The sequence below is a fragment of the Actinomycetospora termitidis genome (genome assembly GCF_030286555.1).
GTDB classification, from domain to species: Bacteria; Actinomycetota; Actinomycetes; order Mycobacteriales; family Pseudonocardiaceae; genus Actinomycetospora; species Actinomycetospora termitidis.
Genome location: NZ_JASVWF010000003.1, coordinates 224897 through 237688 on the forward strand (window position 1 = coordinate 224897; position 12792 = coordinate 237688).

Sequence of the window (12792 nt, forward strand, 5' to 3'; positions counted from 1 at the left end):
TCCTCTCGGTCGCCGGACCGGTGAGAGGGGACACGCTAGCGATTCGGGCGGATGGCCGGAAGGTGTCGGGCAGGCGACCGCCGGGTCGGGGGACGGAGGCCGTCCCCACGCGTCCGCAGGGCACCGGGCGGCGGCGGATCGCCCGTCCGGGTGACCCCGTCCCGGGGGATGCGGCCGCCCGGGACGACCGGGCGGCGGGCCCCGACCGCGGCCAGCACGAGGACCAGCGCCACGGGCAGCCCGACGCCCGCGAGGGCACGGCTGCACGCGAGGGCCGTCGCGCCGGTGGTCAGGACGTCGTCGAGCAGCACGACGGTGCGTCCCGTCGGAGACGCGGCGGAGCGGAGCCCGACCACCGGGTGCGACCCGACGCCCGGCCGCACCCGGAGGTGGGCGGCCAGGTTCGCCGCACGGGCGGCCGCGTCCAGCCCGACGGAGTCGCGCGCCCCGCGCGAGAGCGCGAGGGCCGGCAGCACCGGGTGCCCGGTCCGCGCGGCGACCGCTCGGGCCAGGCGCAGCATGTGGTCGCCGCCGCGGGAGCGGGCGGCACCGCGCCGGGAGGGAGCGGGGACGAGCACGCACCCGGCGTCGGGAAGGAGGTCGTCCAGGGCGGCGGCCAGCGCCACCGCGAGCGGATCGGCGAGGTCGCGGCGACCGCGTTCCTTGTAGGCGATCACCGCCCGCCGCGGGGTGCCGCGGTAGGGCGCGAGGGCGACCGCGGGCGGCAGGCCCGGCAGGTCGGGTGCGGGGACCGGCCGGGCCAGGTCCCGACGGCAGGTCGGGCAGAGCCCGACGCCGGGCTCGACCACCGCGTCGCACCCGCCGCACGGGGCGGGCAGCAGCAGGTCGACGAGGGCCCGGGCGAGTGCGGTGATCACCTCCCCGATGCTGCGCAGCCGCGGACCGGACCGCCACGACGGGCACCCGGCCTGTGGACGGAGGGGCGCCTGGGGACGGACCGCTGGGCCGGACGGCTCAGCCGGGGTAGGAGGGCACCGACGAGTTCGACCCGCCCGGCACCGAGCTCCACACGTCCCCGCCGCTCGCGGGCAGCGACCACAGCCCGCCCTGGTCGACGACCAGCACCGGGCGCTCGGAGGCCGCGGCGACCGCCGTCACCGGCGGGGTGAGGTTCGTCGTGGTGGGGCTGTCGAGCTCGAGCCCGTCCACGGAGGCGGTCTGGACGGGCAGGCCCGGGGCCGTGCCGACGGCCACGAGGCGGTCGGTCTGCGCCCAGGCCACGTCGAGCACGCCCCCGAGCGCCTCCCCGACCGGCCCGGGCCGCAGGACGCGCACCGACCCGAGCCGGGCGCCGCCGCCGGGGTCGCGGACGACGGTGGCGATGACGACCCGGCCGTCGGAGACGAGCGCGACCTTCGTGCCGTCCGGGGAGAGCCGCAGGGCGGTCGGCGGCCCCAGCCCGGTCAGCGGGGTGGTGTCGAGCGCGACCGGGGTCACCGTGCCGCTCGAGTCGGGCCCGCGGACGGCACGGACCGGGACGCCGTCGACGACCGTCCAGACCTCGGTCCCGTCCGGCGACCACGACGGCTGACCGACGGCACGTCCGACGACGGTGGTCGGGGTGACGGCGGCCCCCGACCGTCCGACGAACAGCCGCATGACGCCGTTCTCGAACCCGACGACGGCGACGTCGCGACCGTCCGGCGAGAGGCTCGCGCTGCGCGCGTCGTCGACGCCGGTGACGAGGTCGGGGCTGCTCTCGCGGGTCGTGGTGGTGCCGGCCGACTCCGGGACCGTCAGCACCCGACCGCCGGTGGTGACGACCGCGGGGGACGGGGCCGGGGCGGGGGTGGCCGGGCCGTCGCCCGGGAGGTCGCGCCGCTCCCGGATCGAGGGCGGGAGCCCGGCGAGGACGTCGGCCACCCCGAGCTCGCCGCGCCCCTCGAGCAGGGGTTCGCCGTCCACGGTCAGCGCCACGCGGTCGACGCCGACCCCGGCGAGGGTGAGCACGATCTGCTGGGCGATCTCGGTGCGCCGGGCGGCGTCCAGCGCCTCGACGGGCCCGACGCGCGTGAGGTCGACCGTCGTCACGCCGTCCGGGGTGGTGCCGACCGCCGAGCGCAGGAGCGCCCCGGGCGGCAGCGCGGACAGGGCGGCGCCGCGCAGGTCGTCCGACGGGCCGGAGAGCAGCTCGTCGAGCACGCGCGAGGACACCGAGCGCGCCGGGCTCGTGGCGAGGTAGCGGGTCTCGCTCACCGGCGCGCCGCCGACCGGGGCGAGGAACCAGATCCGCACCGGGCGGGTGTTCGCGCGCAGGTCCGCGCGCCGCACGATCGTCCCGGGCGGGAGCCCGGAGATGCGCCAGACCCCGTTCGTCGCGGTGAGCCGCACCGTCAGGTCCACCAGGCCCGGGGCGGCCACGAACGCGCCGTCCGGGCGCAGGGTGCCGAGCTTGTCGGCCCGGATCCGCACCACGGCCTCCTCGGACTGGCCGTTGCCCTGCTCGAACACGGTGTCCACGCGATCGGACACCACGGTCGGCGAGGCCCCGTCGTCCCACCCGCCGGCGGCGGCCGGGCCGAGGAAGGCGCGGGCCGCGCTGTGCCGCTCCGCGGTCGCGCCGGAGGCGAGGATCCAGCCGCGCACGATCTCCAACGGCCCCGCGCCCCGGGCCGGTCCGGACGGCGCGCTCGGCTCCGCGGGGTCGCCCACCCGGCGCAGCACCGAGACGTCCGACGACCCCGGCACGGTGGCGCAGCCGACCAGCAGCAGCGCGATCAGCCCGAGGACGGCGGCGAGGCGCGAACGGCTCACCGCGGGTCCTCCCCCGGGTCGTCCCTGTCGTCCCGGTCGTCCCGGTCGTCCGGGACCGCGACCGGGAACTCCCCGGTCTCCGGCGGCGGCAGGGCCGTCCCCGTGGTGCCCGCGGCCTCGTGGATGCCCGGCTCGGCCTCCGCGGGCGCGGCGGAGACCGGGATCAACGGCAGGGGGCTGGTCCGCAGCAGGGCGCCGTGGACCCGCGGGAGGGTCAGCCGGAACACCGCGCCGTGGTCGGTCTCGCCCCAGGCCTGCAACCAGCCGCCCTGCAGCCGCGCGTCCTCCAGGCTGATCGCGAGCCCGAGCCCCGTGCCGCCGCTGCGCCGCTGGCGGGACGGGTCGGCGCGCCAGAACCGGTTGAACACCAGCCCGGCCTCGCCCGGCTTCAGCCCGACCCCGTGGTCGCGCACGACCACCGCCACCGCGTGCTCGTCCGCGGCGACCCGCACCTCGACCGGGCGGCTCTCCCCGTGGTCGATCGCGTTGGCCAGCAGGTTGCGCAGGATCCGCTCCACCCGCCGGGGGTCGACCTCGGCGACGGCGGGCTCGGTGAGGTCGAGCAGCAGCGGTGTGGCGGTCTCGTCGACGAGGTGGCGCACGGTCTCGGCGGAGCGGCGCACCACGTCCCGCACGTCGACCTGCTCCAGCGCCAGCTCCGCCATCCCCGCGTCGAGCCGGCTGATCTCGAGCAGGTCCGCGAGCAGCGACTCGAACCGGTCGAGCTCGTCGACCAGCAGCTGAGCGGACCGGCGGGCCACGAGGTCCATGTCCTCGGCCTGCGCGTGCAGCACCTCGGCCGCCATGCGCACCGTCGTCAAGGGGGTGCGCAGCTCGTGGCTGACGTCGGAGGTGAAGCGCCGCTGCAGCCCGCCGAACTCCTCGAGCTGGTGGATCTGCTGCTGGATGCTCGCGGCCATCTCGTTGTAGGACTCCGCGAGGCGTGCCACCTCGTCGTCGCCGTAGACCGGCATCCGCTCGTCGAGGTGGCCGTCGGCGAACCGCTCCGCGACGTCGGCGGCCTGGCGCACCGGGCGCACGACCTGCCGCGTCACGATGCTCGAGATCGCCGCGAGCAGCCCGAGCAGGGCCAGCCCGGCCAGCGCGAGCGTCGACTGGATCAGCGCCAGGGTCCGCTGCTCGGCCGAGAGCGGGAAGATGAGGTAGAGCTGCAGGTTCCGCCCGGCGGTGCGCACGGGCTGCCCGACGACCAGCGCGGGGACGTCCGGCCGGCCCGCCTGCGCCACCGTGACGTACTTCGTCGCGAGGAAGCCCTTGAGCACCGGGTCGCGCAGCTGCGGCGGCACGACGTCCGCCGGTCCCGACGACGGGTCGATCGCCTCCGGGTCCCCCGCCGCCCCGGGCGTGCCGATGGCCTCGGTCCCGGCGACGAGCACCGCCTCGAACGCCCCGGCGTCGCGGTCGGAGCCCGACCCGGACGAGGTCAGGCGGTCGAGGGCGTCGTCGAGCGTGGTCTGCGTGCCGTCGCGGTCCGGGTCGACGCGCGCGAGGTCCCGCTCGAGGTTCAGCCGGCTGATGTCGGCCTGCACCAGCGCGGCCTGCTGCTTGCCCTGGAGGAGCCGGTCGGCGATCTGGGTCTGCAGGACCAGGCCGAGCACGAGGACGACCACGGTCGACATCGCGACCGTGGACAGCACGACCCGCAGCTGCATCGACCGTCGCCACAGGACCCGGACGGCCCCGACGCGCTCGGCCAGGGCCAGGTCGGCGCGGCGGCGCAGCCGGGCGAGACGGTCAGCCACGAGGCCGGCCGATCAGGGTGGTCCGGCCTTGTAGCCGACGCCGCGGACGGTCAGCACGACCTCGGGGTGCTCCGGGTCCTTCTCCACCTTCGAGCGCAGCCGCTGCACGTGGACGTTGACCAGCCGCGTGTCCGCCGCGTGCCGGTAGCCCCAGACCTGCTCGAGCAGCACCTCGCGGGTGAACACCTGACGCGGCTTGCGGGCCAGCGCGACCAGCAGGTCGAACTCCAGCGGCGTCAGCGGGATCGGGCTGGTGCCGCGGCGCACCTGGTGCGCCGGGACGTCGATCGTCACGTCGCCGATCTGCATCTGCTCGCTCGGCTCGGTGGGGAACTGCCGCAGCCGGGCCCGGATCCGGGCGACCAGTTCCTTGGGCTTGAACGGCTTGACGATGTAGTCGTCCGCGCCCGACTCCAGCCCGAGCACGATGTCCACCGTGTCGGTCTTCGCGGTCAGCATGACGACGGGCACCCCGGACTCGGCCCGGATCGCCCGGCACACGTCGATGCCGTTCATCCCGGGGAGCATCAGGTCGAGGAGCACCAGATCCGGCGCCGCCTCCCGGACGGTCGGCAGCGCCTCGGCACCGTCGGAGACGATCGTCGTGTCGAAACCCTCGCCCTGGAGGACGATCGTCAGCATCTCGGCAAGCGAGGAGTCGTCGTCCACGACGAGGATCCGGGAACTCATGTCTCAATGGTGTCACTTCTCACCGACGATCCGGGAGCGAATGCGTCTCCCAGCACGGCATCCAGCACGGTGTCAGCCGTCCGGGTGAGCGCCTCCTCACCCGACTGCCGATTCTCGGTCACCCACCAGGGCGCCAACCACTGCTCCCGGGCCAGCGCGTCGTACACCTCGGCGCAGCGACCCTGCAGGTCGGCGTCCGCCTCGAAGGAGTCCGGGTCCCGGTCCGGATCGGCCGCCGCACGGTCCCGCACCCGCTGGGCGGCGAGCTCCGGCGGCACCCGCACCAGCACCTGCGCGTCCGGGGCGGGCACCCCGAACCGCTCGATCTCGGTCGCGTGCACCCACGCGGCGAAGGGGCCGACCGACTGGTGCAGGCGGGCCGAGCCGTACGCCGCGTTCGACGCCACGTACCGGTCGACGAGCACCACGTCGCATTCCCGACGACGGGTCGCGAGCTCCTCGCGCGCGGCCCGGCGGTCCAGGGCGAACAGCAGGGCCATCGCGTGCACGGACGTCCCGGTGTCGCCGTGGGCGCCGCGCAGCGCCTCCCCGGCCAGGGCAGCGTGCACGTCGTCGTCGTAGCGCGGGAAGGCGATCGTCGCGACGGTGGCGGCGCGGCGGGTGGCGGCGTCGCGCAGGGCCGCCACCAGGGTCGCCTTGCCCGCCCCGTCGAGCCCCTCGACGGCCACCAGGACGCCCACTGCCCCACCCGCTGCCTCGCCCACGGACGGCCACGCTAGCCAGGCGCTCCGTGTGACGAGGGTGCGGGCCGGGCGAGTGCGACACCACGCAGGTTCGCGAGCCGCCGGAGCTGCGTCACGTCGCACTGGGAGTGGGCGGGGCGCACCTTGTCGCGGCGAATCCCAACGACAAGACGAGCGGCGCACCTTGTCGCGGGCACCCGACATCCGGGCGGCACCTTGTCACTGGGAATCCCAACGACAAGGCGAGCGGGGCGCGGCGGGAACCCGCGACAAGGTGCCCACCACGCGCCGTCCGGAACGAGCGAAGGGCCCCTCCGCTCGATCTATCCGAGCGGAGGGGCCCTTCGGTCAGTTCACGTCAGCCCGCGGGAACTCAGTACCGGTAGTGCTCCGGCTTGTACGGGCCCTCGACGTCGACGCCGATGTACTCGGCCTGCTCCTTGGTGAGCTTGGTCAGCTCCGCGCCGAGCGCCTCGACGTGGACCTTGGCGACCTTCTCGTCCAGGTGCTTCGGCAGGCGGTAGACGCCGATCGGGTACTCGTCCTTCTTCGTGAAGATCTCGATCTGCGCGATCGTCTGGTTCGCGAACGAGTTCGACATGACGAAGCTCGGGTGCCCGGTGGCGTTGCCGAGGTTCAGCAGCCGGCCCTCGGACAGCAGGATGATCGAGTGGCCGTCGTCGAACTTCCACTCGTCGACCTGCGGCTTGATGTTGATCCGGTTCGCGCCGGACTTCTCGAGCTTCTCGACCTGGATCTCGTTGTCGAAGTGGCCGATGTTGCCCAGGATCGCCTGGTGCTTCATCCGCTTCATGTGGTCGAGGGTGACGATGTCCTTGTTGCCGGTCGTCGTGATGACGATGTCGGCCTCCTCGATGACGTTCTCGAGGGTGTTGACGTCGTAGCCCTCCATGAGCGCCTGGAGCGCGCAGATCGGGTCGGTCTCGGTGACGGTCACGCGGGCGCCCTGGCCGCGCAGCGACTCCGCCGAGCCCTTGCCCACGTCACCGAAGCCGGCGACGACGGCCTTCTTGCCGGAGATCAGCACGTCGACGGCGCGGTTGATGCCGTCGATGAGCGAGTGGCGGCAGCCGTACTTGTTGTCGAACTTCGACTTGGTGACCGAGTCGTTCACGTTGATCGCCGGGAAGAGCAGCTTGCCCTCGTTGGCGAACTCGTAGAGCCGGTGGACACCGGTCGTGGTCTCCTCGGTGACGCCCTGGATGCCCGAGGCCACCTTGGTCCAGTGCTGCGGGTCCTCGGCGAGCGAGCGGCGCAGGGTCTCGAGGACGACCTGGTACTCGGCCGGGTCCTCGGCGGTGACCGACGGGACGACGCCGGCCTTCTCGAACTCGACGCCCTTGTGGACGAGCATGGTGGCGTCGCCACCGTCGTCCAGGATCATGTTCGGGCCGCGGGTCTCGCTGTCGCGCCACGCGAGCATCTGCTCGGCGCACCACCAGTACTCCTCGAGCGACTCGCCCTTCCAGGCGAAGCACGCGATGCCCTTCGGCTCCTCGGGGGTGCCGTGCGGGCCGACGACGACCGCGGCCGCCGCGTGGTCCTGCGTGGAGAAGATGTTGCAGGAGGCCCAGCGGACCTCGGCGCCGAGCTCGACCAGGGTCTCGATGAGGACCGCGGTCTGGATCGTCATGTGCAGCGAGCCGGAGATGCGCGCACCGTGCAGCGGCTTGGCCTCGGCGTACTCCCGGCGCAGGGCCATCAGGCCGGGCATCTCGTGCTCGGCGAGCCGGATCTCGCGGCGACCGAAGTCGGCCTGCGAGAGGTCGGCGACCGCGAAGTCGATCCCGTTCTTCTCGGCGTACTTCTCGTGCGTGGTCCCTACTGCTGCCATGACTCCTCGTTCACTCGGTGGCTTCGGATGAATGACCCGATCTCGGTCCGTCACCGACATCGCGGGGCGAGCGAGCGGCCCGTCACGACGGTGAGCACGGTCCTCCATCGGTCGGAGGCGCCCTTGCTTGGTGCGGAATACCCGTCGAGCGTGGCGGACGCGAGGGTCCGTTGCAGCGCCACTCGAGGGCTCCGTCGCACGTCACGTGCGTTCGATTGCCGTGGAAAAAGACTCACACAGGCCGTCAGGACGGTCAAGGCGAACGGCCCCGCCCTCACCCGCGCGGAAGAGGTCCCCGCAGGTGGACGCGGGGTAGTCCCGGATCGTCTGCCGGATCACAGTTCGCCCCGTCACATCGCGTCCGCTCCGGGCGATCCGTGCCCGCGCGAACGGTATGACCGGCGCCACATCGGACGTAGGCTCGGCCTCTCCCGTCGTGATCACCCAGGAAGGCCCGACCCGTGCTCGGACAGATGCAGAACCGGCCGCTCGCCCTGCCCCACGTGTTCCACCGGGCCGAGCAGATGTTCGGCCACAAGACGCTCACCGGGATCGGCGTGGGCGGAGCGGTCACCACCGGCACCTACGCCGACTGGGCCCAGCGCGTGCGCCGTACCGCGGCCGCCCTCGACGAGCTCGGCGTCTCCCCCGACGCCCGGGTGGGCACGTTCTGCTGGAACACCCCGACCCACCTCGAGCTGTACTTCGCCGTGCCGTGCACCGGGCGGGTGCTGCACACCCTGAACATCCGGCTCTTCCCCGAGCAGCTCGTCTACATCGTCAACCACGCCGACGACGAGGTCGTCTTCGTCGAGCGGGCGCTGCTCGGGCAGCTGTGGCCGCTGGTGGACCAGATGCCGAACGTGCGGAAATTCGTCGTCATCGACGACGGGTCCGACACCGAGATCCCCGACGACGCGCGGATCGTCGACCACGCGCAGCTCCTCGCGTCGGTGGAGCCGTTCGCCGGCGACTTCGTGGTGGAGGACGAGAACCGGGCCGCCGCGATGTGCTACACGTCCGGCACCACCGGCAACCCGAAGGGCGTCGTCTACTCGCACCGCTCGACGGTGCTGCACTCGATCGCGGTGCTCATCGCCGACGTGGCCGGCCTGATCGAGCGGGACGTCCTGCTCCCGATCGTGCCGATGTTCCACGCGAACGCCTGGGGCACGCCGTACGCGGCGGTGTTCTGCGGCGCGTCGATGGTGATGCCCGGCCCGAACATGGTGCCGAAGGCGATCGCCGGGATGCTGCGCGACCACGACGTCACGGTCACCGCGGGCGTGCCGACGATCTGGATGGGTGTGCTCCCCGAGCTCGAGCGCGACCAGGTCCCGCACCTGCGGATGGTGCTGTGCGGGGGCTCGGCGGTGCCGCGGTCGCTCTCCGAGGGCTGGCGGGAGAAGATCGGCCTGCCGATCACCCAGGCCTGGGGCATGACCGAGACCAGCCCGATCGCCACCACCGGCATGCTGCGCTCGGTCCACGACGGGCTCTCCGACGACGAGCTCGCGGACGTCCGCGCCACCCAGGGCCAGGCGACCCCGCTGGTCGAGCTGCGCCTGGCCGACCCGGACACCGGCGAGATCCAGCCGTGGGACGGCGAGGCCTCGGGCGAGCTGCAGGCCGCCGGCCCGTGGATCGCCGCCTCCTACTACCTCAACGAGGACGGCGGGAAGCAGTTCACCGCCGACGGCTGGCTGCGCACCGGGGACGTCGCGATCATCGACCCGAACGGCTTCGTGCGGCTGGTCGACCGCACGAAGGACCTGGTCAAGTCCGGCGGCGAGTGGATCTCCTCGGTGGACATGGAGAACCAGATCATGGGCATGCCCGAGGTGGCCGAGGCCGCCGTCATCGCGGTGCCGGACGAGAAGTGGTCCGAGCGTCCGATGGCCTGCGTCGTGATCCGCTCGGGCAGCGAGCTCACGGCCCAGCAGGTCAAGGACTACCTCGCGACGAAGGTCGCGAAGTGGCAGATCCCCGACGACGTCGTCTTCATCGACGAGGTCCCGAAGACCTCCACCGGCAAGTTCTCCAAGAAGACGCTGCGCGAGAAGTTCGCCGCCGAGAAGGGCTAGAACGTCCGTCCCCGACGGCGGGTCGCGCCGCGACCCGCCGCCGGGAGGGGCCTACTGCTGCTCCGAGGCGACCGTCGTCTGCGGCAGCTCGCCGCGCTCGCGCTTGCCGAGCACGGAGTTCCGGCGCGAGTACGCGAAGTAGATGATCACGCCGAGCACCATCCAGCCGATGAACCGGATCCAGGTCTCGACGGTCAGGTTGATCATCAGCCACAGGCAGGAGATCACCGCGAGGGTCGCCACGATCGGCAGGCCCTTCACGACGAAGCTGCGGGGCAGGTCGGGCTGCTGCTTGCGGAGCACCCACGTGCCGATCGCGACGAGCACGAACGCGAACAGGGTGCCGATGTTGACCATCGACTCCAGCTCGTCGGCCGGGAAGAAGCCGGCGAGGACGGCGCAGAGCACGCCGATGATGATCGTGATCGTCACCGGGGTACCGCGGGAGCCCGTCCGCGCGAGGTTGCGCGGGAGCAGCCCGTCGCGGCTCATCGCGTAGAACACGCGGCTCTGGCCGAGCATCAGGACCATGACCACCGTGGTCAGACCGGCGAGCGCGCCGACCTCGATCACCGTCGAGGCCCAGTTGGCGCCGACCAGCGTGAACGCGGTGGACAGGGTCGCCGAGTCGCCGCTCGGGGGCGTCTGGAGCTGGGTGTAGCTGACCATGCCGACCAGCACCAGCGACGTCGCGACGTAGAGGACGGTCACGACGCCGAGCGAGCCGAGGATGCCGCGCGGGAGGTCCTTCTGCGGGTTCTTCGTCTCCTCGGCCGTGGTGGACACGGCGTCGAACCCGATGAAGGCGAAGAACACCAGCGAGGCCCCGGCGAGCAGGCCGTAGATGCCGTACGTCGACCCGTCGCTGCCCGCGATCAGCGAGAGCAGGGACGACTTGACGCCGCCACCGCTCTCCTGCTCGCCGCCGGCCGGCGGGATGAACGGCGTGTAGTTCGCGGACCGGATGTAGAACGCGCCGACGACGATGACGAGCAGCACGATCCCGACCTTGATCGCGGTCATCACGGAGGACACGGCGCTGGAGAGCTTGATGCCGAGCACGAGCACCACGGTGAGGACCGCGATGATGAGCATCGCGCCCCAGTCGATGGTGAGCCCGCCGAGGTCGACCGTGGCGGCCGTGCCGTCGCCGGTGAACAGCTGACCCAGGTACTTCGCCCAGCTCGTGGAGACCACGGCCGCGCCGAGGGCGTACTCCAGGACGAGGTCCCACCCGATGATCCAGGCGATGAACTCGCCGAACGTCGCGTAGGAGAACGTGTAGGCGCTGCCCGCGACCGGCACCGTCGAGGCGAACTCGGCGTAGCACAGGCCCGCGAACCCGCAGGCGATCGCGGCGATCACGAAGGAGATCGCGACGGCGGGACCGGTGATGTCCCCGGCCACCCGCGCGGTGATCGTGAAGATGCCGGCGCCGATCAGGACGGCGACGCCGAAGACCGTGAGATCCAGCGCGCCGAGTTCACGGCGGAGTTTGCTGTCCGGTTCGTCGGTGTCGCGGATCGACTGCTCGACCGACTTCGTGCGGAACAGACTGTTCGCGCGCGGTGACGGTGTGGTCGTCGCCATGGCCCCGGCCCCCTCCCTGTGTGATCCGTGTGCAGTGGGCGGGACCCTACTGGGCGACACCGACACCCGTCGTGTCGACGCGGCGACTGGTAGCAACCTGTTGCGCCACGCGGAGGGGTGACTAGGAGGGGCGCCAGCCGTCCCCGGCCGCGAACACGAGCGCCGGACCGCCGACCGCGGCCACGTCGACCGACAGGTCGTCCGAGGGCAGCCACACCGCCCGGCCCTGGGACACGGTCGTCGTGCCGCCGGCGCTCTCGATCTCCACCTCGCCCCGGATCACCACGGCGATCCGCGGGCCGTCGAGACCCAGGCCGGCCGACCCGTCGTCCGGAAGATCCAGGCGGACCAGCCGGAAGTGCTCGCTGGGGGCATGGAACACCGACCGCGGGCCGTCGACCTCGGGGCGCAGCAGGGGCGGCGGGCCGCAGCGGAAGTCGAGGATCCGCAGCAGCTCCGGCACGTCCACGTGCTTCGGGGTGAGCCCGGCACGCAGCACGTTGTCGGAGTTGGCCATCAGCTCGACGCCGCAGCCGGACAGGTAGGCGTGGGGCGAGCCGGCGGGCTGGAAGAGGCACTCGCCCTCGGCGAGGACGACCCGGTTGAGCAGCAACGCGGCGAGGACGCCGGCGTCGCCCGGGTAGCGCTCCCCCAGGTCGAGCAGCGTGCGGACCTCGCGCTCGAACTCGGGCGTGCCGCTCTTCAGCAGCGTCACGCAGGCGTCCAGCAGCTCGGGGACGAGCTGGTCGACGGTGCGCTGCGGCAGCGTGATCCAGGTGGTGAACACCGCGCGGAGCCCGTCCGCGTCCGGCTGGGCGGCGAGCAGTTCGGTGTGGTGGCGCAGGCCTGGCACGTCCAGGGCGCGCATCAGGCGCAGCGTCTCGCGGGCGTCGCGGAACCCGGCGAGCGCGTGGAACTCCTCGAGCGCGCAGAGGATCTCCGGCTTCGGCAGGGCGTCGCGGTAGTTCCGGTTCGACGCCGTGCGCGGGACCCCGGCGGCCTCCTCGCGCGCGAACCCGGCGACCGCCTGTTCGGCCGAGGGGTGGGTCTGCAGCGAGAGCGGCTCCTCCGCGGCCAGGACCTTGAGCAGGAACGGCAGCCGTCCACCCCAGTGCTCGGCTCGCTCGGCGCCGAACGCACCCTCCGGGTCGTCGGTGAGCGCGTGCAGCAGGGTGCGCCCACCCGGCAGCCGGGAGGGGTCGTCGACGTGGGCGCCGAACCACAGCTCGGCCTGGGGATGCGGCGACGGGACCTGCTCACCGAGCAGGGCCGGGATGTGCGTGCGCGAGCCCCAGGCGTAGGGCCGCACGGTCCCCTCGAGCCGTTCCACT

9 protein-coding genes are annotated in these 12792 nt (G+C 73.0%); 1 reads left to right on the forward strand and 8 read right to left on the reverse strand.

Annotation, left to right across the window (positions count from 1 at the left end):
• Positions 1-35 precede the first annotated feature (35 nt).
• From QRT03_RS14515 to ahcY, 6 genes are all read right to left on the reverse strand, one after another.
• Positions 36-878 carry a ComF family protein gene (locus tag QRT03_RS14515; RefSeq protein ID WP_286053595.1) on the reverse strand — a complete coding sequence of 281 codons (843 nt, stop codon included), beginning with the start codon at positions 876-878 and terminating at the stop codon, positions 36-38.
• Between the two features lie 97 nt (positions 879-975).
• Positions 976-2775, reverse strand: coding sequence for an LpqB family beta-propeller domain-containing protein (locus tag QRT03_RS14520; RefSeq protein WP_286053596.1), 1800 nt, complete (start codon positions 2773-2775; stop codon positions 976-978).
• On the reverse strand, positions 2772-4538 hold the full coding sequence (gene mtrB, locus QRT03_RS14525) for an MtrAB system histidine kinase MtrB (RefSeq protein WP_286053597.1): 1767 nt from the start codon (positions 4536-4538) through the stop codon (positions 2772-2774). The genes QRT03_RS14520 and mtrB overlap by 4 nt, the downstream gene beginning before the upstream one ends.
• 12 nt (positions 4539-4550) lie before the next feature.
• Complete coding sequence (mtrA, locus tag QRT03_RS14530; protein WP_286053599.1) at positions 4551-5228, reverse strand: MtrAB system response regulator MtrA; 678 nt, start codon at positions 5226-5228, stop codon at positions 4551-4553.
• Positions 5225-5929, reverse strand: a complete 705-nt coding sequence (locus QRT03_RS14535) for a dTMP kinase (RefSeq protein WP_425604854.1) — start codon at positions 5927-5929, stop codon at positions 5225-5227. The genes mtrA and QRT03_RS14535 overlap by 4 nt, the downstream gene beginning before the upstream one ends.
• A 376-nt stretch (positions 5930-6305) precedes the next feature.
• The gene (gene ahcY / locus QRT03_RS14540; RefSeq protein ID WP_286053603.1) at positions 6306-7787 is read right to left on the reverse strand and encodes an adenosylhomocysteinase; all 1482 of its coding nucleotides are present in this window, start codon (positions 7785-7787) and stop codon (positions 6306-6308) included.
• 461 nt (positions 7788-8248) lie between these two features.
• Here ahcY and QRT03_RS14545 point away from each other — a divergent pair, with 461 nt between their 5' ends.
• Positions 8249-9871, forward strand: coding sequence for a long-chain fatty acid--CoA ligase (locus QRT03_RS14545; protein WP_286053605.1), 1623 nt, complete (start codon positions 8249-8251; stop codon positions 9869-9871).
• A 51-nt stretch (positions 9872-9922) separates the two neighbouring features.
• Here QRT03_RS14545 and QRT03_RS14550 read toward each other — a convergent pair whose 3' ends face one another.
• Positions 9923-11461 (reverse strand): APC family permease, encoded by a 1539-nt coding sequence (locus QRT03_RS14550; protein WP_286053606.1) that lies wholly within the window; start codon positions 11459-11461, stop codon positions 9923-9925.
• 121 nt (positions 11462-11582) lie between these two features.
• The gene (manA, locus tag QRT03_RS14555; RefSeq protein ID WP_286053607.1) at positions 11583-12791 is read right to left on the reverse strand and encodes a mannose-6-phosphate isomerase, class I; all 1209 of its coding nucleotides are present in this window, start codon (positions 12789-12791) and stop codon (positions 11583-11585) included.
• Position 12792 lies beyond the last annotated feature (1 nt).